The following is a 24,271-nucleotide window of genomic DNA, read 5'->3' on the forward strand; positions in this document are numbered from 1 at the left end:
CTACGGTTGTTGTGTTCTCAGCCTCAGGGCCTCGACCTTGCCGCTGCGACTACGGCTGTAGAGGATGCCCTGGCGCTCCAAGGGCGCCACGCGGATGCCCGCCTCGTCGACCTGGTAACGGGCGAAGATGCGACCGTCGCTTTGCGCCAGCCAATGCAGGTAGCCTTCGAAATCGCCTACCACGACGGCGCCATCATACGCCAGCGGCGCGCCGACTTCGCGATATTTCAGTTTTTCGCTTTTCCATAGGGTAGCGCCGTTGCGGCGATCCAAGGCCCAGATCTGACCCGCGTCATCCACCAGATAGAGAGTTTGCTGGTCCAGCGCCAGGCCCACCGAGCCGCCCAGGTCGCGACTCCAGAGCGTGGTGCCGGTCAGTTTAGAAAGCGCCAACACCCGGCCCTGATGGGCGGTGACGTAGACCACATCGCCGACCACCAGCGGCGCCGCATCCACGTCGACCATGCGCTCCAGATCAGTGCGACCCTGGGGCACAACCACGGTGGCCTCCCACTGCAACACACCGTCGAATACCGACAGGGCCGCCAAATGGCCGTTGGCCAGGCCCAGCAGCACCAGATCGTCGCTGACCACGGGCATGGCGACGCCGCGCAGGCTCAGCGACGGCACCTGACTGGCGAAACGCCACAGCTGCTCGCCGCTGTCCAGGCTCAAGGCCTCGGTGACGCCGTCGCCGCAGCGCACGATGACCAGATTGTCCTTGGCGGCCACCGGCGGCGCCAGCACTTCACTGGAGACGCGGCTGCGCCAGCGCAGCGCGCCGTCGCTGCGCGACAGGGCCAACACCTCGCCCGCCGCGGTGCCGAGCAACAGCAGCTCGGGGCTCGCCCCGAGACCGGCGGAGATGACCGTCTCCAACTCGACTTTCCATAGGCGTTTGCCGTTGCTCACGCTGTGCGCCTGCACGATGCCTGCGGCGCCCACGCTATACAGCACCTCGCCGCTCAACACCGGCCGCAAGGTATCGTAGATCGTGTCCTCGGCGCCGGCGGGCGTGCTCACCGACCACAAAGACCTGACACCGGCGCCGCTCTCCAGCGGTTCCAGCGGCGTCGGTTCATGGATCGGCCCCGAGCTGCTACATCCAGCCAGCAGGCTCACCATCAGTGCCGGCCACAGCAATCGCATTAAGATTCCGCCTCCGGCCCGCCGACTTCATCCAGCTTCATTTGCAGGATCGAGGGGTCCAGGCCGGCCTCCATGGCATCGAGCGCTCGCTGATAGGCTTCGCGTGCCTGCTCGCGATTACCCAAGGCGACATGGATGTCGCCCTTGAGTTCATTCAGCACTAGGTCGAAGCCGCCGGCCTCGATGCCGTTCACCAGCGTCAAGGCCTGGCTGGCCTCACCCTCGGCCAGTAACAGGCGTGCCAGGCGCAGGCGCGCCACGGTCTGCAGCTGCGGCTGCTCATTTCGATCGATCACTTGTTGCAGATAACTTCTGGCGGAGGCGCGATCGCCTTCAGCAAGATAGGCCTTGGCCAGTCCCATGGCGCTCAGAGCGGCGTAGGGCGTGTCCGGATACTGGGCCAAAATGCGGCTGCCGCGATCCTTGACCGCCTGCAGATTGCCGTTCTGCAACTCGGCCAGCATGACGTCGTATTCCAGCGAGGCCGATTCCCGCGCTGCCTTTTGATTGGCCTGCCACTGCTGCCAGCCGATCAGGGAACCGAAGCCCAAAATGGCACCGATGATCACCGCCTTGCCGTTTTCCTTCCACCACTTTTTAAGGGCGTCTATCTGATCCCGTTCGGATTCGTATACTTCCACGGGGCAACTCCTTCTTCGGTTGTCAGTGTAAATTCAAATGCTGCAGCAGGAAGTGGCCGAGTTCATCCCAGGCAACGGTCTGCTGTTCGAAATCCGGATCGCGCAGGTGTTTGATCGAGACGCTGCGCTGGCCGACCTCTGCTTCACCCAGGATCAGCGCAAAGCGGGCGCCGCTTTTGTCGGCGCGCTTGAACTGGGCCTTGAAACTGCCGCCACCGCAGTTGCTGCGGATGCGCAGGCGCGCATCGGCGTCGCGCAGCTGCTCGGCCAACAGCAGCCCCGCTTCGAGGGTGCCCGCGCCGGCCATAACCAGGTAGACATGGGGCGCGCTGTCCGGCTCGCGCTCACCCTGATCCATCAGCAAGGCCACCAGCCGTTCCAAGCCCATGGCAAAACCCAGCGCCGGCGTATCGCGGCCGCCGAGCTGCTCCACCAGGCCATCGAAACGGCCGCCGGCGCAGACCGTGCCCTGGGCGCCGAGTCGGTCGGTGACCCACTCGAATACGGTCTTGTTGTAATAGTCCAGGCCGCGCACCAGACGCGGGTTCACCTCGTAGTCGATGCCCGCCGCGCGCAACAGGCGACAAAGTTCGCCGAAATCGTGTTGCGACGCTTCATCCAGGTGATCCACCAGGCTGGGCGCCGCGGCGAGCAGCGTCTGCATGGCGGGATTCTTGCTGTCCAGGATGCGCAGCGGATTGCTATGCAGACGGCGCTGACTGTCCTCGTCGAGCTGCTCATGATGCGCCTGCAGGTAGGCCACCAGTTTGTCGCGATAGGCGACGCGCGCCGCGGCCGAGCCGAGGGTGTTGAGTTGCAGCGTCAACCCGTGCAGCCCCAAGTCGCGCCACAACCGCGCCGTCATCATGATCAGCTCGGCGTCGATATCCGGACCGGCCAGACCGAAGCATTCCACGCCGAGCTGGTGGAACTGGCGATAGCGCCCCTTCTGCGGCCGCTCATGGCGGAACATGGGTCCCTGATACCAGAGCCGTTGAATCTGATTGTGGGTCAGGCCGTTTTCGATGCAGCCGCGCACGCAGCCGGCGGTGCCTTCGGGGCGCAAGGTGAGGCTGTCACCATTGCGGTCCGCGAAGGTATACATCTCTTTTTCGACAATATCGGTGACCTCGCCGATGGTGCGTTTGAACAGCTCGGTCTTTTCCACGATGGGCAGGCGAATCTCGTCAAAGCCGTAGGCCGCAAAGATACGCCGCGCGGTGTCCTCCAGCAGGCGCCAATAGGGCGTCTCCTGCGGCAGGATATCGTTCATGCCACGCACGGCCTGAAGTTGCTTGGACATCGTAAACTCGCGCTCTTATTTTTCTGATATCGCCGCGGGCGATGCCGCGGGACAGCTCTCACAACCGGCGGCTTGCTGTTCTTCTTGTTTGATCTTGATGCGGTGACGGATGGCCCGCTCCAATTCATCCACCATGGTCTCGTTGCTCACCTTGTGATCGGGCTTGCCGCCCACATAGAGCAGATTGGGCTCGCCGCCGGTGAGACCGATCTCGGCCTCGCGCGCCTCACCCGGGCCGTTGACCACACAGCCTATGACGGCCACGTCCATGGGCTCAGTGATGTCTTCCAGACGTTGTTCCAATTCGTTGACCGCGGCGATGACATTGAAACGCTGGCGCGAACAGGACGGACAGGCGATCAGGTTAATGCCCTTGCTGCGCAGGTGCAGACTCTTGAGTATATCGAAACCGACCTTGATCTCTTCCACCGGATCGGCGGCCAGGGAGATGCGCAGGGTATCGCCGATGCCCTCGGCCAGCAACATCCCCAGCCCCACCGAAGACTTGACCGTACCGGAACGCAGACCGCCCGCTTCGGTAATCCCCAGATGCAGGGGTTGTTCGATCTGGTTCGCCAGCAGCCGGTAGGCGGCCACGGTCATGAATACATCCGAGGCCTTGAGGCTGACCTTGAATTCCTGGAAGTCGAGCTTGTCGAGGATGTCGATGTGGCGCAGCGCCGATTCGACCAAGGCTTGCGGCGTGGGCTCGCCGTATTTCTTCTGCAACTCCTTCTCCAGCGAACCGGCGTTGACGCCGATGCGTATGGGAATGTTTTTGTCCCGGGCGGTCTCCACCACCGCACGCACGCGCTCGTCCTTGCCGATGTTACCCGGATTGATGCGCAGGCAGTCCACCCCCAGCTCGGCCACGCGCAGGGCGATCTTGTAATCGAAGTGGATGTCGGCCACCAGCGGCACGTCGACCTGTTTTTTGATTTCACCGAAGGCCTCGGCTGCTTCCATGCTCGGTACCGAGACCCGCACGATGTCGGCGCCCACCTGTTCCAGGGCGCGGATCTGGGCGACGGTGGCGGCCACATCGCAGGTTTCGGTGTTGGTCATGCTCTGCACCGAGATGGGCGCGTCACCACCGACCGGCACCTTGCCGACCATGATCTGGCGTGATTTGCGACGTTTGATTGGGCTTTGATGTTCCATAGTCAATTCTCTAGGGGCTGTTAACAGGCCCTTTATTCACCGAGGGTGAAGCGCGCCACGCCCTGGCGATTGTGCGCGGCGTGTGGGTAGACCTCACCGTTGTATTCAATCGTGACCGCCGGGGCATTGCCCAGCAAAATCTCAAAAGGCGCCTCACCTTGCACACGCGTGGTCTGACCCGCGCGGGCCAGATCCACGAACAGTCGCTCACCGCGGGCGTCTTCGATCTCCACCCAGGAATCTTCCGTAAAGCTGAGCTGCACGCTATCCAGCACCGGCGCAGCGGCCGGCGGCTCGGATGGGGCCGGGGGAACAGCCGCCGGCGCAACGCCCTGCGGCTCACTTTCAATGGGCCCCTCAGCGCTCGGCGCTGGCTCGGATTCTGGCACGGCGGCGCCCGGCGGTGGCGGTGTGAAGGCGGTCTCAGGTTGCGGCGACGCATCGATTTGCGGTCCGAAGGATGGCGTGTCGCTGGCGGTGCTTTCCACTTCCATCGGCGCCGACACCTCAGACCACCACCAGACGCCGAAGGACACTACCAGCACGATCACCACAATCCAAGCGGCGTAGCGCGGCGCGGCGTCGCCGGAAGACACATCCTTGATCTTGGTGACCTGAGTCAGCGGAGGCTCCTGGTTGCCGCAGACCTTGCGATACGCCTCAATTAGCGGCTCGGAGTCCACTTCCAACAACTTGGCATAGTTACGCAGATACCCCTTGACATAGGACGACCCGGGCAGGCGGTCGCAGTTCTCCGTTTCGATGGCTTCGAGGAGCGATAATTCCAGATGCAGGACGCTGGAGACTTCCTCGATACTCATACCGCGGCGGACACGCGTCTCGCGCAGCTGCTCACCCCAGGGCGGCCGCGCCTCGCTCTGCGAGGCATCCGACTGTTGCGCATCGATCTCTATCTGCTGATGTTTAGACATGATTCGGCAACGCCTCTGTGGTGTTATTCCTGCGCGGCATCTGGAAACCGGGTTGACAATAATTTCCGATACTTGTCGGCGGCGGCCTCGGCGCCCAAGGCCTCTTCGATTCGAATGCCGAGTTTGAGACTCTGCGCCGTGCGGCCGATGGCATGAAAACGCTCGATGAAGGCGCGCGCCGACAGATACTCACCCTGCTGATAGCTGATCAATGCCATCTGGTAAAGCGATTTCGGCAGGGACGGGCGAATCTGCAAGGCCTTGCGGAAATAGGCTTCCGCGGTCTCCGGGTGTTCCGTCTGCAGGGCGCACAAGGCCAGGTTTTCATAGGCCAACTCCGGGGTGCGGTAAGTGGGCAAATGGGCGGCCTGGAGAAAATATTCTTCCGCTTCCTTGAGGCGCCCCTGCTCGCACAGGAAGGCGCCGTAGTTGTTCAGCAACATGGGATTGTCAGCGTCATAACGCACGGCCTTGCTGTAATGCTGAAGGGCCAGTTCACGGTTACCCAACTGCTTGTAGACCTCGGCGATGTAATGATGAGCATCGGCGTTTTTGCCTTCCAGTTCCAAACTGCGTTCCAACTTGACCCGCGCCAATTCTAGGTTGCCTTGGCGCAGATACTGTAGTCCCAGATCGGCATAGATCTGAGCCGCCTTTTCCGGGTCGGCTTCGCGTTTGTCCATAGAAACGCATCCTGCCGTCAAAAATAGGGCCGCGAAGACACCGATGAACAACTTGCCAGGCTTCATGCCCGCCCCTCCTGCATTTCGATCCGACGCGCCTGGCGCTTGGTCTTGTCCATCACCTTACCCACCAGTTGGCCGCAGGCGGCGTCGATATCGTCGCCGCGGGTACGGCGGGTGACGGTGGTAATACCGGCGGCCATAAGAATCTCCCAGAAACGGGTAATGGCCTCCTGGCTGGAGCGGGTGTAATCGGTCTGCGGGAAGGGATTGAAGGGGATGAGATTCACTTTGGCGGGCACACCTTCGAGGATCTTCACCAACTGGCGCGCATGTCCGGGCGTATCATTAACGCCGTCGAGCATGACGTATTCGAAGGTGATCTTGCGCTTGCCGCTACCGGCAAAGGCGTAACGTTTACAGGCCGCCATCAATTCGTCGATGGGGTACTTATTGTTCAACGGCACCAACTCGTTGCGCAACTCATCATTGGGGGCATGCAGCGACACTGCCAGACTGACATCGCTCGCCTCGATGAGACGATCCATGGCCGGCACCACGCCCGAGGTGCTCAAGGTCACGCGGCGCTTGGACAGGCCGTAGGCGTCATCATCGGTCATGATATTCATAGCCGCGACTACGTTGTCGAAATTGAGCAAAGGTTCCCCCATGCCCATCAAGACCACGTTGGTGACAATGCGTTCATCGCGATGCCTGGCGCCGAAATACTGGTACGCGGCGCGCAACTGGCCGACGATCTCGGCACTGCTCAGATTGCGGTTAAAGCCCTGCTGGCCAGTGGAACAGAAAGAACACTCCAGCGCACACCCCACTTGTGACGAGACACACAGGGTGCCACGCTCGCCATCGGGAATAAATACGGTTTCAATATGATTGCCGCCATCCAGCCGCAATACCCACTTGTGGGTACCGTCGCTGGAGCCTCGGTCCAACACCACCTCGGGCGCGCGGATCTCGGCGCTCTCGCCGAGACGCTGGCGCAGAGCCTTGCTCATATTGGTCATCTGCTCGAAGTCTTCCACGCCGAATTGATGGATCCACTTCATCACCTGAGAAGCACGAAAGGCCTTCTCCCCCATGGCGGTGAAGAAGGCCTCCAGTCCTTGCCGGTCGAGACCGAGCAGATTGACCTTGTCGGTATTCAAATGAGATCAGCTCCGTGAATACAACTCGTCGCCGAAGAAATACGCGATTTCGGTGGCGGCGGTTTCAGGTGCATCGGAACCGTGCACGGCGTTGGCGTCGATCGAGTCGGCAAAGTCGGCGCGGATGGTGCCGGCCTCGGCTTCCTTGGGATTGGTGGCACCCATCAGTTCGCGATTCAAGGCGATGGCGTTTTCACCTTCCAGCACCTGGATCATGACCGGACCGGAGGTCATAAACTTTACCAGGTCGCCGAAGAAGGGACGCTCTTTGTGCACAGCATAGAAACCTTCGGCCTGCTCACGGCTAAGGCGGGTCATCTTGGCGGCGATGATCTGCAGGCCCGCCTTTTCGAAACGGCTGTAGATTTCACCGATAACATTCTTGGCGACGGCATCGGGCTTGATGATAGAAAGGGTACGTTCAACGGCCATGGTCAATATCTCTCCAAATTTTCAGATCTATATATAGGACAAACCCGCGGTCAACGCGGGTTCAAAAACTGTTGCATTTTAGCTGGTTACCGACTAACAAACAACGTCCACAGGCATCGGGCCGGCATTACTCACGCTCCTCGATCCAGGCCATTTGGATACCCTCAAGGATTTTTTCGCCGCAGTGGTCCGGATCGTCGTCGAATTCCTCCAGGGCCATGACCCAATCCATTAAATCGGTAAAACGGATGGTCTTGGGATCGACCTCGGGATGGGCCTCATCCAGGGCGATGGCGATCTCCAGCGAATCAGTCCATTTCAGGCTCATTTGCCTATCCTCCCTTTAAAATCAATTGTTTTCGGAAACCATGTTAATCGTGTATTTAGGAATCTCGACCACCAGTTCCTCCTCGGACACCGCCGCCTGGCAGCCCAGACGCGAATCAGGCTCCAGGCCCCAGGCCTTATCGAGCATGTCCTCCTCGGCGTCACTGGCCTCGTTGAGGGAGTCAAAGCCCTCACGCACGATGACGTGACAGGTGGTGCAGGCACAAGATTTTTCGCAGGCATGCTCCAGCTCGATGCCGTTGGCGAGGGCGGCATCCAGGATGGTGGTACCGCGTTCGGCCTCGACCACCTGGCCTTCCGGACATAATTCTGCGTGGGGTAGAAATATAATCTTAGTCATTCTTTACTCTGAAAATTCGTCTAGTGTATGGCCCTTGAGGACCTTCCTGACACTGGCGTCCATACGCCGCGCGGCGAATTCCCCTGCCGCTTGATCCAGCGCCTCCACGGCCTGTTTGATGGCCTGCACATCTTCACCAGCGCGCGCCTGTTGTAGCGCCGCGATGGCCCGATCGATGTTGCGCCGCTCCTCCGCCGACAGTAAGGCCTCGCCGTCGGCGGCGAGGGCGGCGTCGATGGCCTCGAGCACGCGGTCGGCCTCCACCTGCTGCTCGCGCAGACTGCGCGCCTGCATGTCCTTTTCGGCGTAGTCGAAGGAGTCGCGCAGCATCTGCTCAATCTCGCCCTCGCTCAGACCGTAGGCGGGTTTAACCTCGATGGCACTCTTGACGCCGGTGCTCAGCTCTTCGGCCATGACGCTGAGCAGACCATCGGCATCCACTTGAAAGGTGACACGAATGCGCGCTGCCCCCGCCACCATGGGCGGAATGCCGTGCAACTCGAAACGGGCCAGGGAACGGCAGTCGCTCACCAGTTCGCGCTCGCCCTGCAGCACGTGAATGCCCATGGCGGTCTGGCCGTCCTTGAAGGTGGTGAATTCCTGCGCCCGCGCCACCGGGATGGTAGTATTGCGCGGAATCAGTTTTTCCACCAAACCACCCATGGTCTCCAGCCCCAGGGACAAGGGAATCACATCCAGCAACAGCATCTCGTCGTCGGGCCTGTTGCCGGCCAGCGCATCGGCCTGCAGGGCGGCGCCGACGGCCACCACCCGGTCGGGGTCGATATCCACCAGGGGCTCGGTCTGAAAAAACTCGCCGACCATTTCACGCACCAGCGGCACGCGGGTGGAACCGCCCACCATGACCACGTCTTCGATATCCTCCAACTCCACGCCGGCATCACGCAGGGTGCGGCGACAGGGCAATAAGGTCTTGCGCACCAGCGGCTCGATCAGTTCATTGAAACCCTTTCGTGTCAGCACGCCCTGCCAGGGGGTGCCGGTCGGCCGCTCCAGACTGACCTCTACCTGTTCCGCCTCGGTGAGTTGCTCCTTGATACTGCGCGCCTGATGCATCAGGGCGCGGGAATGACGCTGGGCGGGATCGTCGCCCATATCAGCCTGCTGCAACAGCCACTCGACGATCAGATGATCGAAGTCGTCACCACCCAAGGCTGAATCACCGGCTGTGGCCAGCACCTCGAAGACACCGCGACTGAAGCGCAGGATGGACACGTCGAAGGTACCGCCGCCCAGATCATACACCACGTGCACGCCCTCCGAACCGCGATCAAGGCCGTAGGCCACCGCCGCCGCTGTCGGTTCATTCAACAGGCGCAACACGTTCAAACCGGCAAAGCGTGCAGCGTCCTTGGTGGCCTGGCGCTGGGCATCGTCGAAATAGGCCGGCACGGTGATCACCGCACCGCTCAGCTCGCCGCCGAGCGTCTCTTCGGCGCGCTGTTTGAGCGCCTTCAGGATCTCGGCCGACACCTCCACCGGACTCACATCGCCGGCGACGGTGTGGATGCGCGGCACAGCGGATTCAGTCTCGACGAATTCATAGGGCAGATGCATGCGCCGCACCTCTTCCGGCCCGCGGCCCATCAGGCGCTTGACTGAGGAAATACTGTTGCGCGGATCCTTGGGCGCCGCCGCACGGGCAGCCTGTCCCACCTCGAGCGTGCCGTCGGCCAGATAGCGTACCACCGAGGGCAGCAGGTGGCGGCCCTCGTGGTCGGGAAACGTCTCCGCCACGCCGCTGCGCACCGAAGCCACCAGCGAATTGGTGGTGCCGAGATCAATGCCCACCGCCAAGCGATGTTGGTGCGGCGCGGTGGATTGTCCCGGTTCGTTAATCTGTAGCAATGCCATGTGCTTAATTGCCTTTAGTTGATACAGGCGAAAAAAATTTTAACGTGCTTTATGTGGCGTCAAATCAGCGCTTCTTCAAGGGCCTCCGCCTCTTGTCTAAGACGATACAGAAACTGCAGCTGATGAACCGCCGTCTGAGCCCGAAGCAACGCGGCCTCATCACCGCGGGCGAAATCCTGTTTCAACTGTTCGACACAATCTTTCACGCGCTGATCCAATTGCTTCATGAAACGCATTAACGCCGCCATCGGATCGTCGCCGAGTTTGATTTCCGCCAATTCCTCGCGCAACCCCATTTGTTGCTCCAGAAATTCGGGATCGCGAATGGTCGTCGCCTCGTCATTCGTCACCGCACCGCGCAGCTCGAGCAAATAGCGGGCCCGGGCCAAGGGATCCTTCAAGGTTTGGAAGGCCGCATTGACCTGCGCCGCCTGCTGCAAACTGATACGGCGCTCGCGCTCGGAAGCGCTGGCAAAACGATCGGGATGGAAAGTTTTCTGGAGCTCTTGATAGCGCGCCGACAGGAGCTTCAAGTCTAACTCGAAGGCCTCGGGCAAACCGAACAATTCAAAATAGTTTTGCTTGAAATCCACAACAAGGTTTTCAAATCAGACGTTAAAGCTTTCACCACAACCGCAGGCGTCTTTGACATTGGGGTTGTTGAACTGAAAACCTTCATTAAGGCCTTCCTTGACGAAATCCAGCTCGGTACCGTCCAGATAAAGCAGGCTCTTTGAGTCGATCACCACCTTCACGCCGTGATCTTCGAAGACCTGGTCTTCCGCGTCGATCTTGTCGGCGAACTCCAGCACATAAGCCATACCGGAACAGCCGCTGGTTTTTACACCCAGGCGCAGGCCTGCGCCCTTGCCGCGGCTGGCAAGAAATTTCTTGACGTGGTTGGCTGCCTTTTCTGTCAATGTAATACTCATTGCTAACTATCCTCTACTGGCTACCGACTTCGGAATATCACTCTGCGTCCGCGGCACCTGTTTGTTGCTTGGCTCTAAAATCTTCAATGGCCGCCTTAATGGCGTCTTCCGCCAATACCGAACAGTGAATCTTGACCGGTGGCAGGGCCAGCTCTTCGGCGATATCGGAGTTCTTGATCTGGGATGCTTCATCCAAGGTCTTGCCTTTGACCCATTCGGTAAGCAGTGAGCTGGAAGCGATCGCCGAACCACAACCATAGGTCTTGAAACGCGCATCCTCGATCACGCCCTGTTCGTTGACCTTTATCTGCAACTTCATCACATCGCCGCAGGCCGGCGCGCCAACCATACCCGTACCGACACTGGCCTCCTTTTTATCCAAGGAACCGACGTTGCGCGGGTTTTCATAATGGTCCAATACCTTTTCACTGTATGCCATGCTTGTATCCTCTCAATCCTGCTCCCTGCCGATTAGTGTGCCGCCCATTGGACGCTATCCAGATCAACACCTTCTTGATACATCTCCCACAGGGGAGAGAGTTCGCGCAGTTTAGCCACTTTCCCTTTGACCAGCTCCACGGTGTAATCGATCTCCTCCTCCCTGGTGAAACGTCCGATACTGAAACGGATAGAGCTATGCGCCAATTCATCGCTGCGGCCGATGGCGCGCAGCACATAAGACGGTTCGAGGCTCGCCGAGGTACACGCGGAACCCGAGGACACGGCAATGTCCTTGAGCGCCATGATCAGCGACTCGCCCTCGACGAAGTTGAAACTGACATTCAGATTACCGGGAACGCGCTGCTCGGCATCGCCGTTAAGGTACACCTCGTCGATATCCCGCAGGCCGTTCCAAAGCCGGTTACGCAACTTCAAAATACGTTCATTCTCCTCTGCCATATCTTCCTTGGCGATGCGGAAAGCCTCACCCATGCCGACAATCTGGTGCACAGGCAAGGTACCTGAGCGCATTCCACGCTCATGACCGCCGCCGTGCATTTGCGCTTCGATACGGATGCGGGGCTTACGCCGCACGTATAGCACACCGATGCCCTTAGGCCCGTAAATTTTGTGCCCGGAAAAGGACATCAGATCGACGTCCAGCTGCTGCAGATCGATCTCGACCTTGCCGGCACTCTGGGCAGCATCGACATGAAAAACGATACCGCGTGAACGGGTCAGTTTGCCGATAGCCTCGATGTCCTGAATAACACCGATCTCGTTGTTGACGTGCATGATAGACACCAGGATGGTGTCGTCACGCATCGCTGCTTCCAGCTTGGCCAGATCGATCAAACCATTCTTTTCCGGCTCCAGATAGGTGATTTCGAAACCTTCACGTTCCAGCTGACGACAGGTATCCAACACCGCCTTGTGCTCGGTCTTACAGGTAATAATATGCTTGCCTTTGCGCTGATAGAAGCGCGCGGCACCCTTGATGGCGAGATTGTCCGACTCGGTGGCACCGGACGTCCAGACGATCTCCTTTGGATCGGCATTGATCAAGGCCGCGACGTTGGCGCGCGCCTCATTCACCAGTTCGTCGGCCTTCCAGCCGAATGAATGGGAGCGGGACGCAGGATTACCGAACACCCCGTCCATGGTCAAACAACCGGCCATTTTTTCAGCCACTCTTGGATCGATTGGCGTGGTCGCCGAATAATCCAGATAAATAGGCAGTTTCATACTCACAATCTCCAAATCGCGTTGTGTTCGTTAAGACTCTTCAGGCCCACGCCAACATGGCATTGTCCTGCAGAACCTTCGCTTGCCGGTTCATAACCTGCAAAAAATTCTCTATGTCGCGCTCGCTATTGTCCTTGCCGATACTGACTCTGACAGCGCCGCGGGCCAGAGTTTCATCAACCCCCATGGCGCGCAGCACATGGCTGGACCCGGGCTTGCGGCTGTCACATGCAGAGCCGCTGGCGACAGCCACGCCGACGCGGTCCATCTCCATCAAGAGTGTTTCACCCTCGATGCCGGGCAGGGCCATATAGACCGTATTGGACAGGCACTCGGCCTGTCGGGCGAATACCACTACACTTTCTATTCGCTCCAGCCCTTGCAACAGTTGGTGGCGCAATGCCGCAACCTTGGCTTGGCGCGGCGCGAGTTCCGCCAGGGCCAGCTCGGCCGCCCTGCCAAAACCGACGATGGCAGCGACATTCTCCGTACCGCTGCGATATCCCTCTTCCTGGCCGCCGCCAACCAACTGGGGCTGAAGATCAAGATGCTTGTCAAACACCAGAGCACCTGCGCCCTTTGGGCCGTAGATCTTGTGTGCCGACAAGCTCATCAGGTGCACGCCTAAAGCGGCAAAATCGACCTCTATTTTACCGGCGGCCTGAACCGCATCGGTATGGAACAGCACACCGCCTTCCTCGGCCAGACCGGCCAGGCGGGGGATGTCTTGTACGACACCCGTTTCATTGTTCGCCAACATCACCGAGACCATATCGGGGCCCGCCGCCAAGGCCTCCCGCATGGCGGCCTCGCTCACCCGCCCGTGCTGATCGACCGCGATTTCTATCAGCTGTCGTCCACGCGTCACCTGACGCGCCGGCGCCATCACCGAGGCATGTTCAATGGCGCTGACCGCCAGGCAGTTAAGCCCTGCGACCGCGCCCTTAATGGCGAGATTGTTCGCCTCGGTACCGCCGCTTGTGAAAACCACCTGCGAGGGATGAACATTAACCAGCTGGGCGACCTGCTCACGCGCTGTCTCTATCGCCTGCCTCGCCAAACGCCCCTGCCGATAAACTGCGGAAGGATTGCCATAATGCAGCCGCAAAAAAGGCAGCATGTCGTCGAGTACACGTTCATCGAGCGGCGTGGTGGCATTGTGATCCAGGTATGTCTGCATACCCTGACCTACTCCAGATATAAGATGTTAGGCGTGCCCCGGAGTCGCCGCCACTTCTTCGATAGTCGCGCCGAGGGCCGCACTGTCTTCACGACCGTCCTGACGCTTGGACACTTCCCTAACGAAGCGCCGCTCAACCAGCTGCTGCAGGTCAATGCCGGCCAGGAAGTCATGGATCTGTTTGCTTAGATCGCACCACAGCTCATGAGTCAAACATGGCTCGCCATCCTGGCAGTCGCCTTGACCGCCGCAGCGGGTGACGTTGACGTTTTCATCAATGGCGTTGATGACGTCGACCACGGCGATATCTGCCGCCGAACGGGACAAGCGATAACCGCCACCCGGACCGCGCGCGCTGTCCACCAGTCCCTGACGACGTAGGCGCGAGAACAGCTGCTCCAAATAAGAGAGTGAAATCCCCTGGCGCTGTGAAATGTCCGCCAAAGGCACGGGGCCTTCGGTTGCATGCAAAGCCAGATCCAACATTGCGGTTACGGCGTAACGACCTTTAGTGGTAAGTCTCATGGCAATCCCTCTTGCTGTCTTCAACGACCAATATTTAAATGATTCATAATGCCACATCCATACTGGGGATAATACTATACCTGAGTACAGTGGTCAAGTATTAATCCTTATTCTTGACTAAGGTATTGTGGACCTTTTGCGCCGGTTTTTCACCCCCGTCCTGGATCTCGTCGACATCCAGCTCTGGCATGGGGACATTTTCGATATTTCCGCCCAACTGCTCGATTTCACGGCACATCGCCTCCATTCGGGTATCCATGGCGTGAATGTGGTCAAGCATGTGGTTGATGGCGTTGGTCATGGGATCTGTCATGTCCTGGGACATGCCGTAGGCATCGAAGCCGATCTTTTTCGCCATGGCCTGCCGAGTCTTTTCTTTTGCGCTCGTCGGACGCGCCATCAGGCGCCCTGGAACACCGATAACCGTTTGATTTGGAGCCACATCTTTCACCACCACCGCATTCGAGCCGACGCGCACGCCGGCCCCCAGGGTGATCGGACCCAGCACCTTGGCGCCGGCGCCCACCACAACGTTGTTACCCAGGGTGGGATGGCGCTTACCCTTGTCCCAACTGGTACCCCCCAAGGTCACGCCGTGGTAGAGGGTGCAGTCATCGCCAATTTCCGCGGTTTCCCCGATAACCACGCCCATCCCATGATCAATGAAAAAACGGCGCCCGATTTTGGCGCCGGGATGAATCTCGATACCGGTCAGCCAGCGGGCCAGAGTTGAGTTGAAACGGGCCAGCCATTTCAGACCGTTGTTCCACAGCCCATGGCTGACGCGGTGGGCCAGGACCGCATGCAGCCCAGGATAGGTGGTCAGCACCTCGAACACATTGCGCGCCGCCGGGTCCCGTTCGAACACACATTGAATATCTTCGCGAATACGTCGAAACATGCGCAAACACTCGTCCTTTGCTTGATACCTATTATACTAATACCTGAGTCAACTATAGCCTGAGCGCGCCAGTCGAAGCCAATCAGCGCCCTGTTTTCTTAGACAGCTTGCGCCCCTGAGCGGCGGAGAACACACCGCGCAGAATGTTGACCTCGGTCTTGTCCAGCCGGGCGCGGTTGAACAGGCGGCGTAGACGGCGCATCAGCTTGCGCGGTTGATTGGCGTCGAGGAATTCCAACTCCACCAGGGTTTGTTCCAGGTGGCCGAAAAATGATTCCATCTCGTCCGCCGGGGCCAAATCACGCCGATCTTCCCCAGGCCCCGCGTCCTGCTCCGTGTGCGCCATCATCAACTCATAGCTGAGCACCTGCACCGCCGCTGCCAGATTTAACGAAGAAAAATCGGGATTGCCGGGGATGTGCACCAAATAATGGCAGGTTTCCAGTTCCGCATTGCTCAAGCCGGAGTGTTCACGCCCGAATACCAGCGCCACCTCCCCCTGCTCGCACTCTTGCAGCATGCGCGCGGCGCATTGCCGTGGGTTTTCCACCGGCCAGCTGATGCGCCGACTGCGGGCACTGGTGCCGACCACGAAGCGACAACCCGCCAGGGCCTGTTCCAGGCTGTCACACACGACCGCATGGGCCAGCAGATCGTCGGCGCCGGAAGCGCGGGCGGTGGCCTCGGCGCAGGGAAACCCCTGCGGCTGGACCAGATAGAGCCGTGTCAGCCCCATGTTCTTCATGGCACGGGCGGCGGCGCCGATGTTGCCCGGATGGGTGGTATTGACCAGGACGATGCGTATGTTCGATTTCATGGGGACGTATTCTAAACGAACAGCGCGCGGAAGCCTCACAAAAATCGCCATTCTCTGGTATCCTTTGCGCCCCGTTCAGCCGCAGCAGGAAGCAGGAATCCGCCATGCACCCCATCGTCAACATCGCTATCCGTGCCGCCCGCAACGCCGGCGACATCATCATGCGCGCCACCGCTCGCATGGACTCGCTCACCGTCAAGCACAAGTCCGAAAACGACTATGTCAGCGAAGTGGATCAGATGGCCGAACAGGAAATCATTCGCACCATCCGCAGGGCCTACCCCGATCACGCCATCCTGGCGGAAGAAAGCGGCAGCAGCGCCGCCAGCAACGACAGCGAATTCGAATGGATCATCGACCCGCTGGATGGCACCACCAATTACCTGCACCAGTTTCCCCAATATTCAGTCTCCATCGCGGTACGGCAAAAAGACCGCCTGGAACATGCCGTGGTCTATGATCCACTCAAAGACGAGATCTTCAGCGCCAGCCGCGGCGCCGGGGCCCAGCTGAACGGCCGTCGCCTGCGCGTCAGCGCCGCCAAGGGGCTGGACGGCGCCCTGCTCGGCACCGGTTTCCCCTTCAAGGACCAGCGCTATCTGGACCTCTATCTGCAGATGTTCAAGGCCATGGTCATCCCCACCGCCGGCATTCGCCGCGCCGGCTCCGCCGCCCTGGATCTGGCCTATGTGGCCGCCGGCCGTCTGGACGGCTTTTGGGAACTGAACCTGAATCCCTGGGATATGGCCGCCGGCCTATTGCTGATCCAGGAGGCCGGCGGCATGGTCTCCGATATCAAGGGCGGCCACCATATTTTCGAGACCGGCCACGTCATCGCCGCCAATCCCAAAGTGTTCAAGGCGATGGTCAAGGCGTTGCATCCCTACGCCAGCCAGATCGATTAATTTTCGCGCTTTAAAAACATCTCTTAAGCCGCTGATAAGCCAGTGACAATCCACTTCAGATAGCCACGCAACCCGCCTTCCGGAGCGACTTTCCTGGGTGATTTTTTCAAGTTCGTCCCTGCTTTGCCCGATATATTGGTTAGCAGTGAGGTGAGGTAGGGCAATGTCAGATAAGCTTTGCAAACGGGCCATTTCCGGCAATAAACAACAGGAAATCATCATGAAGGACGTACTTGGGGGGCTGGAGGAAATCGCCAGCATGTTGAGTTACGATCCCTGGCCCGGCGACTTCGAGATTATCGCGGTGTACTCTCCCGAGGAAGAAGAAAACGTCGCCACTCAGGAACAGGTCGTAGTCAAATCCCAGGCCGACGAGCGCCCCACCCACACAGCGCAGGTCATCTGCTATCAGCAACAAAAAGAACGTCTGCTGAAATCCGCATAACCACAGTTTTTGCCTATTTGATTCCAAGGGCCGAGCCGGGCCAAGCTTATATTCCGGCCCGCCAGCACCAAGGGAGTTGATCATGACCGAACCGGAACTGCCGCTCATTCTGGAAGCGGAGCAGTTGCTGCCGCGCCTGGGTGACGAACAGCTGCTCATCATCGATGTGTCCGATCCGGAAACCCACCGCGCCTACCATGTCCCCGGCGCCGTCCATTTACCCTATCAACAACTGACCTGCGAACTGCCGCCCGGCGCCGGTGAACTCTCGCCCCAGGCACCGCTGGCCCGGGTCCTGAACCGCATCGGTCTGCGCCCCGGGGCGCATGTCATCGCCTACGACAACGAGGACAACGGCCGCGCCGCGCGCCTGCTCTGGACCCTCGACCTCGTCGGCCACCCTCACTATTCCCTGCTCAACGGCGGCCTGCCCGCCTGGCTCGATGAACGTCACCCGGTCGAAGAAGGTGACACGCCGCCCGAACCCGTTGAGCGCAAATTCAACTACCAGCCTGACGGAAGCGCCGTCGATCTGCTCTATCTGCTGCAACACCTAAATGACAGCTCGATCACCCTGCTTGACGCCCGCACGCCAGAAGAATTTTCGGGGCGGGAAATACGTGCCCGACGCGGTGGCCACATCCCCGGCGCCGTCAATCTGGATCACCGCCGCCTGCTCGCGCCGGAACACAGCATGCGCCTCAAGCCAGAGAAAGAGTTAAATAAAATCATCAAAGAGTTGAAGATAAAACCTAAACAGGAAATCATCACCTATTGCCACACCCACCGCCGCTCGGCCCTGCTCTACATCGCCCTCAAAAGCCTCGGCTTCGACAAGCTCAAGGCCTATCCAGGCTCCTGGGCCGAATGGGGTAACAATCTGGACACACCGGTGGAGTAACGGCCTTTGCGGCAAAAAAGTCCCTGAAAAGACCCTCCCGCTTGGGTTAGAATTACTCCCTACACCGGTCGCCATCATCCGTCTATATTGTCTAACAGCGTGTGGCGAAGCGTGTTTTTTACCCATTCAAAAAACCAAGGAAGAAACCCCATGAACATAGACATCGGCATTAATGAACAGGACCGTCTCAATATCGCCGCCGGTCTAAAGCGGCTGTTGGCGGACTCCTACACGCTTTATCTGCAAACGCACAACTTTCACTGGAATGTCACCGGCCCTCAGTTCCGCGAGCTGCACCTGATGTTCGAAGAGCACTACACTGAACTCGCAACCGCGGTGGACGAAATCGCGGAACGCATACGCACATTGGATGTCGCCGCGCCCGGCACCTACAAATCTTTCGCGGAACTGAGTTCCATTAAAGAAGTGGAAGGCGTACCGGCAGCGAAAGAGATGATCGACATTCTGACTCACGGCCATGAGCAGGTTGTAAAAACCTGCCGCGAAGTGCTGGTGCCGGCTCAGGAAGCGAGCGATGAATCGACGGCGGCATTGGTCTCCGACCGCATGCGTGTCCATGAGAAAACAGCCTGGATGCTGCGCGCCTTGCAATAAGGGCCCACTGCTCCGGCCACTCCGCGAACCCTCGTTAAGTAATTAACGAGGGTTTAATCACGCCCCCAAACGGCACGCTCATCCGGCAGCGTAGATATGCGTTGGTGAGCAGACCCACCGACACGCAAAGCCAGGCCGCTGTCCAACTAATTTCCATCCACATCGCCATTTCCAGAAGCAGCCGAGGCCATGTCCTGATTGAGTGACAAAGCACTGCCATAAATAGTAATAAGAATTGTTTTTATTTTCCATTCAATAACTTATACTTGACACCCCGCCCCCTTTCGGGCCACCATCCCCCTCCATTGACCTATCCCCGGTCATCGCCAGCCATTCCGTTCGGATAGCCAGCCCACCCCATAACTAATCATCTGCCGAGGAAGCAAAGGAATCTGCCATGAAAGGTAACAAGCCTATTATCAAACTCCTCAACCGTGTTTTGAAAAACGAACTGACGTCGACGAGCCAGTTTTTCCTCCATGCCCGCATATATAAGAACTGGGGCTTTAACGAACTCAATGAAACGTCCTACAAGGCCTCCATCAAGGCCATGAAACAGGCCGACGATCTCATCAACCGGGTACTGTTCCTGGAGGGTCTGCCCAATCTGCAGGACCTGGGCAAGCTCCGCATCGGCGAAGACCCAAAAGAAATGATCGAAGCCGACCTGGCCCTGACCACCGAGATCCGCAGCCAATTGGTAGAAGGTATCGCCCAATGTGAATCCGCCCCCGATTACGTCAGCCGCGAGCTATTGGAAGAGATGCTGGAACACACTGAAGAATATCTGGATTGGCTGGAGACCCAACTCTCGCTGATTGACGACATCGGCATTCAAAACTATCTGCAAAAAATGATGTAAGGAGCACACCATGAAAGGCAATCAAAAAATCATCGACACCCTCAATACGCTCCTCGCCGGTGAACTCACCGCCATGGATCAATACTTCACCCATTCACGTATGTTTGACGACTGGGGGCTGAGCAAACTCTACGAACGCATCGACCATGAAATGGACGATGAAAAGCAACACGCTGACGCCCTCATCAAACGCATTCTGTTTTTAGAAGGCACACCGCAAGTGGGTAACCGCGCGCCGCTCAACATCGGCAAAGATGTACCGGAGATACTGGCCAACGACCTGGCACTGGAAAATCAGGTGATCAACGCACTGCGAAAAGCCATCGCCCAGTGTGAAAAAGAGCAGGACTACCAGACCCGCGAAATCCTCGAAACCATGCTGGCCGACACCGAAGAGGATCACGCCTACTGGCTGGAAAAACAACTGGGCCTGATCGATAAGATCGGCCTGCAAAATTACTTGCAATCACAGATGTAACAACAGCTATTCAGGGGCGCGCGGCTTACAAGCGCGCCCTGGCTACTATTTCGATGGGTTGGTTACAAACCCAATAACGGCTGATCAATGCGCTCTGCTTTTATTTGGTAAGAATGAGCTTGCCTTGTTTCGTTTTTCGCAAACGATACTCTTCTCCGCCATGTTCGATAATGATCTCTTTCTGCCCCGCAAGTAGTTCGTCACTGGTCACTCTGAGCGTCTCGAGGCCCGCTTGTCCTTTGGCTTGCGCTAGCGGCGTCGCCTGAGACGGGGAATTTTTAAAATCTCTCATTTCGCAACTCTCAATTTAAATAAGATAGCTGTTTAAGAGTGAAAGCGGAAAGCACGATGCGCCCAGAAGGCGCAGCCTTTCCCCGTCATCTTGCTAGCTAATCAACAAGCTTGGCTGGCTAACCCGAAAACGAACGAGATGGCTGGCAAATCGAATTTTATACGAATACTAATACGAACGATTCGTATTGGCAATATCGCATGGATTATTTTAAAATTTAGACCGTTTCCATCTACCCGGCGCAACTGCCTGCGAGTGTCGTCGCCTCGGTCTTGGGCGGCAATAGTTTCATCGACTTGTTGGCCAGACGACAAACAGTGGAACCACGCGCTTAATACTTACCTCAACGCACCCGTCATCGCTCGCTGCGCCGCAGCTCGGGAGACCGTGAATCGGGCCTCATCCACTTCGCCTGGCTTCAGTGATGCTACTGTTCTGGAAGTTAGAGGTTTGTTACTCTGCGCTGCGGCCACCGGCATCCTCTTGAATGTGTATCGATTCATACCAAGCGCCGGCAAAGTATCGCCTAGACCTAAATTTACCTCGCCACAGCTCACGCTCACGTGACACTTTATGGACGAGATTGGATGAGATTTATTGATACCTTCAGCCCCCTCGAGAGACGCCATAAAAGAAGAAGATATTTAAATATCAATAATTTAAAAAATATAACCCCATGAGTTCCGAAAAAAAAATCAGCCCGCACACCCCCATGATGCACAGGTGTTACAGCATTGTTTATTAAGCATTTATAGGAATACAGATTTAAAAGCTACACTATAGGTTACAGTTTTTAAGATTTTAAAGATTCTGATGCTAAAACAACTGCGCATTGATGATGCCGCTGCCTGTACCAGATGGCCGAGACGCTACATATATCGGCTCGGTGGAGCGTGGCGCCAGCCGGATGCGCCCAAACCAGTGTCACTTAAACCTTTTAGCTGAACTCTAAAGTTGACTTGCAGACAGAAGGGTTTGTAGGTGGCGGTTTAGATCGTGAACACGTTCAACAATGCGTCTCATAGATTGGCCGCCATCACTGTAGAGACGATCGGTTTCCAGCAAATGGAGGTCGTGACCAACCGAGCGAAGCTCACCCGTAAATTGCCCGCCCGGCTCATCAAGCCGGTAATGACCTACCAGGAGCAGGGATCGACCGATACTGCTTGCTGCCTCCTGTAGATCTTCGACACGGCCATCTTCAGCCATTGCTTCCGCCCTGTTATCGAGGTCCGCAAGCTCGCGCGAAGATCGGCTTATCATATCTGCAATGTCCCTCCTGGACTCATCCGAAAGCGGTACGGTATCAATGTGCTCTTTCTTTATTTCAGCTGCCTCCCTCACTGCATCTGTAACATACCCCAAAAGCGTACTCCATGATTCCTTACCCAAAGTCAGGCGATGGGCCGCAGCGGCATCGAGTTTATCAGCTATGGAGCGAAGCCGATCGTCCAGCCTCTTTTCAATTGCGGTGTCATCGGTTGCAAGACGCCGTAATTCCTCACCTGCACTACCAAGCTGGGTTCGTGAAAGATCAAGCCAGGGATTGACGTTTCTTTTTTCAAACTCACTACCATAAATAAGGACATCAATAAGCGTCGCTGCGAGAGAGGACAAAAAGCGGCTGCTCGGGTCCTCTTCTGCCGAAGCAAGTGGATTCGATTTCAGCCATTCTCCGACCCGCTCGATGACTTCGTGCGGTTCGGCGGGCCGTGACTGGGACAGATGACGCACATACGGTGTGTTTTTGCTGTAATAAATTGGCTGACTGCCACGGGGAACCTCTATTGCAAGCACGACAGATTCGGCTTCCATTGCAAACTTCACGACAGGCGTTATCGCGGGCCGGACATTCCCGGAGCAAACGCCTTCAATACGCCTGCAAAGACGGTCGCGGCCCTCTGGGCTGCCTACGTCCTCAAGACCGGCAAGCGTACCATCGTCACCGACACCAATAAGGATAGTACCGGCATTTGAAGATGCGAAGGCCGCGATCTCCCGGCTCAACTCATGACCGTTTTCTGGATAGCGCACCATAAACTCCAGATGCTGCCCTTCGCCCCGGTCGCGTAACAGGGGAAGTTCACTGGAGAGGGCTTCATCAAGCCATTCTGGAGCAGACATATTTACACCTAGTAACGCCAGGAGCGTCTATCTAGGTCATCATTTGATCCCGGCGAACCAATCGTACCGCGTTCGGCTGTACATTTCAGATTGATCATCTATTCGGCATCACTTCGTACAGCAATAACCTGGCCGGTTTATCAATTATTTATTTCGATTCACATTATCACTTTTGGAATGATCCGGATTATCTCGCGCATACTCTCGACCGTTGATTTTAACGACATGCGCACCTGGATGTTTACCTTGTTTGATTTCTTTAACGATCTCAGTTCGTTTTACTGCTGGTCTACTCCCGATTTTATATGTTTCATTTCGTCCACCGGGGCCGTCATTATTACCAATTATCTTGGTCATAGCCTTATCCTCTGTCGTTTAATGTTACGGATTCGTAATCGCGGTTTTCAGGTACGCATATACGAACACTGCATCAGAGTCACCACCGCCCCCGCCACCATCACATCCCCAATCAAGTAGCGATTTTTCTGCGGCTCTGGCGACATCTGAAGATAGGGCCTTACGGTGTGCCCGCCAATGATTTTCCTTTGGTACGCTATGGTCTCCGAATACGCGTTGTTCTATATTCTCTGTTATTCCGACATACCAAGATGAAAGGGCACCACCTTGTTTTTGGATGTGAGCAGCGATTTCGTTTACGATTGTTTGCGCATCTTGAGACTGCATTTGACTTTCTCCAAATATTCTCTAAAATGAATAGTACGAAAATAAGAGAAATTTTGGAGAAAGTCAAGTGCTCACGGCGCTCGAAAGGAAAATTCTTAATTTTATCGGCGAGTACCTTCGGGAAAACGGGGGGCGCTCCCCTACTTTGTCCGAAATCGGTGAGGGCTGCGGTGTTAAATCAGTTGGTACAATTCACCGTTACATAGCATCAATCGAAGATAAAGGGTTTCTCGAAAAAGCGCGCTCGGGTTGGCGTACGCTTCTGGCACCAAATGAATTGCCTTTCAAAGGCATAATTGCGGCTGGGAAACCAATTGAGGCGGTCGAACAAAATGAGTCCATTGATTTATCTGCGTTACTTGTCCAACCCGACTGTTTCTTGCTGAAAATTGAAGGCGACTCAATGATTGATAGCGGTATCCTTGATGGTGATTTAGTGGTGATAAAACCCGCTCAAACGGCGAGTAATGGACAAATTGTCGTTGCTCTAGTGGATAGTGAAAATGCGTCCTTAAAAGAATTTGAAAAGATCGATAATGGTCGCCGTATTAAGCTAATCCCCCACAACAAGCGCATGAAAGCGCAAATCTATGACGCAGGTAGAGTAGAAATTCAGGGTATTTTATCGAGCGTTATCCGAACATATTAGATATGGCGTATTGAATAATAACCGCTAGACACGAAGCAATCTGTGTTTGCGTAACCGTGGAAAAATTGACAATAGTTGGTTAGCGAAGGCGCTGGCAAGCCAGTCTCGATTACTTCTAGCTGTAGGCACCGGATCGAAAGCGTGCGTAGAAAGTCCATTGGTGTTTACCGCAAGTCATTATCGGGTTCAATTACCTAAGGGGATTCGACCTTATACCCCGGCTGTGAATAACCTCAAGAATGACC

29 protein-coding genes are annotated in these 24,271 nt (G+C 57.2%); 8 read left to right on the forward strand and 21 right to left on the reverse strand.

Annotated features, from left to right (window positions below; translation table 11 throughout):
- From Tel_10995 to Tel_11085, 19 genes are all read right to left on the reverse strand, one after another.
- Positions 1-1,149 carry a hypothetical protein gene (locus Tel_10995; protein ID ALP53615.1) on the reverse strand — a complete coding sequence of 383 codons (1,149 nt, stop codon included), beginning with the start codon at positions 1,147-1,149 and terminating at the stop codon, positions 1-3.
- On the reverse strand, positions 1,149-1,790 hold the full coding sequence (locus tag Tel_11000) for a hypothetical protein (GenBank protein ID ALP53616.1): 642 nt from the start codon (positions 1,788-1,790) through the stop codon (positions 1,149-1,151). The genes Tel_10995 and Tel_11000 overlap by 1 nt, the downstream gene beginning before the upstream one ends.
- Before the next feature lie 22 nt (positions 1,791-1,812).
- Complete coding sequence (locus tag Tel_11005; GenBank protein ID ALP53617.1) at positions 1,813-3,093, reverse strand: histidinol dehydrogenase; 1,281 nt, start codon at positions 3,091-3,093, stop codon at positions 1,813-1,815.
- A 15-nt stretch (positions 3,094-3,108) separates the two neighbouring features.
- Positions 3,109-4,254 (reverse strand): 4-hydroxy-3-methylbut-2-en-1-yl diphosphate synthase, encoded by a 1,146-nt coding sequence (locus Tel_11010; protein ALP53618.1) that lies wholly within the window; start codon positions 4,252-4,254, stop codon positions 3,109-3,111.
- 32 nt (positions 4,255-4,286) lie between these two features.
- Positions 4,287-5,186, reverse strand: coding sequence for a hypothetical protein (locus Tel_11015; protein ALP53619.1), 900 nt, complete (start codon positions 5,184-5,186; stop codon positions 4,287-4,289).
- A gap of 23 nt (positions 5,187-5,209) precedes the next feature.
- Positions 5,210-5,869 carry a hypothetical protein gene (locus Tel_11020; GenBank protein ALP54840.1) on the reverse strand — a complete coding sequence of 220 codons (660 nt, stop codon included), beginning with the start codon at positions 5,867-5,869 and terminating at the stop codon, positions 5,210-5,212.
- 62 nt (positions 5,870-5,931) lie between these two features.
- On the reverse strand, positions 5,932-7,035 hold the full coding sequence (locus Tel_11025; protein ALP53620.1) for a 23S rRNA (adenine(2503)-C2)-methyltransferase: 1,104 nt from the start codon (positions 7,033-7,035) through the stop codon (positions 5,932-5,934).
- A 6-nt stretch (positions 7,036-7,041) separates the two neighbouring features.
- Entirely contained in the window at positions 7,042-7,467 is a 426-nt protein-coding gene (locus tag Tel_11030) for a nucleoside diphosphate kinase (protein ALP53621.1), read from the reverse strand.
- A gap of 127 nt (positions 7,468-7,594) precedes the next feature.
- Complete coding sequence (locus Tel_11035) at positions 7,595-7,789, reverse strand: hypothetical protein (protein ALP54841.1); 195 nt, start codon at positions 7,787-7,789, stop codon at positions 7,595-7,597.
- A 27-nt stretch (positions 7,790-7,816) separates the two neighbouring features.
- Positions 7,817-8,155, reverse strand: coding sequence for a 2Fe-2S ferredoxin (locus Tel_11040; protein ALP53622.1), 339 nt, complete (start codon positions 8,153-8,155; stop codon positions 7,817-7,819).
- A 3-nt stretch (positions 8,156-8,158) separates the two neighbouring features.
- Positions 8,159-10,030 carry a molecular chaperone HscA gene (gene hscA, locus Tel_11045; protein ALP53623.1) on the reverse strand — a complete coding sequence of 624 codons (1,872 nt, stop codon included), beginning with the start codon at positions 10,028-10,030 and terminating at the stop codon, positions 8,159-8,161.
- 59 nt (positions 10,031-10,089) lie between these two features.
- Positions 10,090-10,623 (reverse strand): hypothetical protein, encoded by a 534-nt coding sequence (locus tag Tel_11050; GenBank protein ID ALP53624.1) that lies wholly within the window; start codon positions 10,621-10,623, stop codon positions 10,090-10,092.
- 15 nt (positions 10,624-10,638) lie between these two features.
- Positions 10,639-10,962, reverse strand: a complete 324-nt coding sequence (gene iscA / locus Tel_11055) for an iron-sulfur cluster assembly protein IscA (protein ALP53625.1) — start codon at positions 10,960-10,962, stop codon at positions 10,639-10,641.
- A 37-nt stretch (positions 10,963-10,999) separates the two neighbouring features.
- Complete coding sequence (locus tag Tel_11060; GenBank protein ID ALP53626.1) at positions 11,000-11,401, reverse strand: scaffolding protein; 402 nt, start codon at positions 11,399-11,401, stop codon at positions 11,000-11,002.
- Between the two features lie 32 nt (positions 11,402-11,433).
- A complete protein-coding gene (locus Tel_11065) occupies positions 11,434-12,648 on the reverse strand; it encodes a cysteine desulfurase (protein ID ALP53627.1) in 1,215 nt (404 codons plus the stop codon).
- A gap of 40 nt (positions 12,649-12,688) precedes the next feature.
- Positions 12,689-13,828 (reverse strand): cysteine desulfurase, encoded by a 1,140-nt coding sequence (locus tag Tel_11070; GenBank protein ALP53628.1) that lies wholly within the window; start codon positions 13,826-13,828, stop codon positions 12,689-12,691.
- Positions 13,829-13,855: 27 nt separating this feature from the next.
- Positions 13,856-14,353: a transcriptional regulator gene (locus Tel_11075; GenBank protein ALP53629.1), complete on the reverse strand. Its 498-nt coding sequence runs from the start codon at positions 14,351-14,353 to the stop codon at positions 13,856-13,858.
- Between the two features lie 100 nt (positions 14,354-14,453).
- Entirely contained in the window at positions 14,454-15,254 is an 801-nt protein-coding gene (locus Tel_11080) for a serine acetyltransferase (GenBank protein ALP53630.1), read from the reverse strand.
- Between the two features lie 82 nt (positions 15,255-15,336).
- The gene (locus Tel_11085) at positions 15,337-16,122 is read right to left on the reverse strand and encodes a hypothetical protein (GenBank protein ID ALP53631.1); all 786 of its coding nucleotides are present in this window, start codon (positions 16,120-16,122) and stop codon (positions 15,337-15,339) included.
- A gap of 53 nt (positions 16,123-16,175) precedes the next feature.
- Here Tel_11085 and Tel_11090 point away from each other — a divergent pair, with 53 nt between their 5' ends.
- The 6 genes from Tel_11090 to Tel_11115 all read left to right on the forward strand — a co-directional run bounded on the left by Tel_11090 (position 16,176) and on the right by Tel_11115 (position 20,277).
- Positions 16,176-16,976, forward strand: coding sequence for an inositol monophosphatase (locus tag Tel_11090; GenBank protein ID ALP53632.1), 801 nt, complete (start codon positions 16,176-16,178; stop codon positions 16,974-16,976).
- Between the two features lie 163 nt (positions 16,977-17,139).
- Positions 17,140-17,421: a hypothetical protein gene (locus tag Tel_11095; protein ID ALP53633.1), complete on the forward strand. Its 282-nt coding sequence runs from the start codon at positions 17,140-17,142 to the stop codon at positions 17,419-17,421.
- An 82-nt stretch (positions 17,422-17,503) separates the two neighbouring features.
- Positions 17,504-18,322: a hypothetical protein gene (locus Tel_11100; protein ALP53634.1), complete on the forward strand. Its 819-nt coding sequence runs from the start codon at positions 17,504-17,506 to the stop codon at positions 18,320-18,322.
- Between the two features lie 150 nt (positions 18,323-18,472).
- The gene (locus Tel_11105) at positions 18,473-18,937 is read left to right on the forward strand and encodes a DNA starvation/stationary phase protection protein (protein ALP53635.1); all 465 of its coding nucleotides are present in this window, start codon (positions 18,473-18,475) and stop codon (positions 18,935-18,937) included.
- A 397-nt stretch (positions 18,938-19,334) separates the two neighbouring features.
- Positions 19,335-19,799 (forward strand): bacterioferritin, encoded by a 465-nt coding sequence (locus Tel_11110; GenBank protein ALP53636.1) that lies wholly within the window; start codon positions 19,335-19,337, stop codon positions 19,797-19,799.
- Positions 19,800-19,809: 10 nt separating this feature from the next.
- A complete protein-coding gene (locus Tel_11115; protein ALP53637.1) occupies positions 19,810-20,277 on the forward strand; it encodes a bacterioferritin in 468 nt (155 codons plus the stop codon).
- Between the two features lie 100 nt (positions 20,278-20,377).
- Here Tel_11115 and Tel_11120 read toward each other — a convergent pair whose 3' ends face one another.
- Both Tel_11120 and Tel_11125 read right to left on the reverse strand, forming a co-directional pair.
- Positions 20,378-20,569, reverse strand: a complete 192-nt coding sequence (locus Tel_11120; GenBank protein ALP53638.1) for a hypothetical protein — start codon at positions 20,567-20,569, stop codon at positions 20,378-20,380.
- A gap of 948 nt (positions 20,570-21,517) precedes the next feature.
- Positions 21,518-22,693: a hypothetical protein gene (locus Tel_11125; protein ALP53639.1), complete on the reverse strand. Its 1,176-nt coding sequence runs from the start codon at positions 22,691-22,693 to the stop codon at positions 21,518-21,520.
- A 177-nt stretch (positions 22,694-22,870) separates the two neighbouring features.
- On the opposite strand from Tel_11125, the gene Tel_11130 reads away from it, so the two are divergent.
- A complete protein-coding gene (locus tag Tel_11130; protein ALP53640.1) occupies positions 22,871-23,170 on the forward strand; it encodes a hypothetical protein in 300 nt (99 codons plus the stop codon).
- A 274-nt stretch (positions 23,171-23,444) separates the two neighbouring features.
- Positions 23,445-24,026, forward strand: coding sequence for a hypothetical protein (locus Tel_11135; protein ALP53641.1), 582 nt, complete (start codon positions 23,445-23,447; stop codon positions 24,024-24,026).
- Positions 24,027-24,271 lie beyond the last annotated feature (245 nt).

It is taken from the genome of Candidatus Tenderia electrophaga, assembly GCA_001447805.1.
GTDB classification, from domain to species: domain Bacteria; phylum Pseudomonadota; class Gammaproteobacteria; order Tenderiales; family Tenderiaceae; genus Tenderia; species Tenderia electrophaga.

What these genes read in the sequence shown, in the direction of transcription:
- Tel_10995 (ALP53615.1), bottom strand. Translation starts at nt 1,149, where the DNA reads ATGCGATTGCTGTGGCCGGCACTGATGGTGAGCCTGCTGGCTGGATGT.
- Tel_11005 (ALP53617.1), bottom strand. Translation starts at nt 3,093, where the DNA reads ATGTCCAAGCAACTTCAGGCCGTGCGTGGCATGAACGATATCCTGCCG.
- Tel_11010 (ALP53618.1), bottom strand. Translation starts at nt 4,254, where the DNA reads ATGGAACATCAAAGCCCAATCAAACGTCGCAAATCACGCCAGATCATG.
- Tel_11015 (ALP53619.1), bottom strand. Translation starts at nt 5,186, where the DNA reads ATGTCTAAACATCAGCAGATAGAGATCGATGCGCAACAGTCGGATGCC.
- Tel_11020 (ALP54840.1), bottom strand. Translation starts at nt 5,869, where the DNA reads ATGGACAAACGCGAAGCCGACCCGGAAAAGGCGGCTCAGATCTATGCC.
- Tel_11030 (ALP53621.1), bottom strand. Translation starts at nt 7,467, where the DNA reads ATGGCCGTTGAACGTACCCTTTCTATCATCAAGCCCGATGCCGTCGCC.
- Tel_11040 (ALP53622.1), bottom strand. Translation starts at nt 8,155, where the DNA reads ATGACTAAGATTATATTTCTACCCCACGCAGAATTATGTCCGGAAGGC.
- hscA (ALP53623.1), bottom strand. Translation starts at nt 10,030, where the DNA reads ATGGCATTGCTACAGATTAACGAACCGGGACAATCCACCGCGCCGCAC.
- iscA (ALP53625.1), bottom strand. Translation starts at nt 10,962, where the DNA reads ATGAGTATTACATTGACAGAAAAGGCAGCCAACCACGTCAAGAAATTT.
- Tel_11060 (ALP53626.1), bottom strand. Translation starts at nt 11,401, where the DNA reads ATGGCATACAGTGAAAAGGTATTGGACCATTATGAAAACCCGCGCAAC.
- Tel_11065 (ALP53627.1), bottom strand. Translation starts at nt 12,648, where the DNA reads ATGAAACTGCCTATTTATCTGGATTATTCGGCGACCACGCCAATCGAT.
- Tel_11070 (ALP53628.1), bottom strand. Translation starts at nt 13,828, where the DNA reads ATGCAGACATACCTGGATCACAATGCCACCACGCCGCTCGATGAACGT.
- Tel_11075 (ALP53629.1), bottom strand. Translation starts at nt 14,353, where the DNA reads ATGAGACTTACCACTAAAGGTCGTTACGCCGTAACCGCAATGTTGGAT.
- Tel_11080 (ALP53630.1), bottom strand. Translation starts at nt 15,254, where the DNA reads ATGTTTCGACGTATTCGCGAAGATATTCAATGTGTGTTCGAACGGGAC.
- Tel_11085 (ALP53631.1), bottom strand. Translation starts at nt 16,122, where the DNA reads ATGGCGATTTTTGTGAGGCTTCCGCGCGCTGTTCGTTTAGAATACGTC.
- Tel_11090 (ALP53632.1), top strand. Translation starts at nt 16,176, where the DNA reads ATGCACCCCATCGTCAACATCGCTATCCGTGCCGCCCGCAACGCCGGC.
- Tel_11095 (ALP53633.1), top strand. Translation starts at nt 17,140, where the DNA reads ATGTCAGATAAGCTTTGCAAACGGGCCATTTCCGGCAATAAACAACAG.
- Tel_11100 (ALP53634.1), top strand. Translation starts at nt 17,504, where the DNA reads ATGACCGAACCGGAACTGCCGCTCATTCTGGAAGCGGAGCAGTTGCTG.
- Tel_11105 (ALP53635.1), top strand. Translation starts at nt 18,473, where the DNA reads ATGAACATAGACATCGGCATTAATGAACAGGACCGTCTCAATATCGCC.
- Tel_11110 (ALP53636.1), top strand. Translation starts at nt 19,335, where the DNA reads ATGAAAGGTAACAAGCCTATTATCAAACTCCTCAACCGTGTTTTGAAA.
- Tel_11115 (ALP53637.1), top strand. Translation starts at nt 19,810, where the DNA reads ATGAAAGGCAATCAAAAAATCATCGACACCCTCAATACGCTCCTCGCC.
- Tel_11120 (ALP53638.1), bottom strand. Translation starts at nt 20,569, where the DNA reads ATGAGAGATTTTAAAAATTCCCCGTCTCAGGCGACGCCGCTAGCGCAA.
- Tel_11125 (ALP53639.1), bottom strand. Translation starts at nt 22,693, where the DNA reads ATGTCTGCTCCAGAATGGCTTGATGAAGCCCTCTCCAGTGAACTTCCC.
- Tel_11130 (ALP53640.1), top strand. Translation starts at nt 22,871, where the DNA reads ATGATCCGGATTATCTCGCGCATACTCTCGACCGTTGATTTTAACGAC.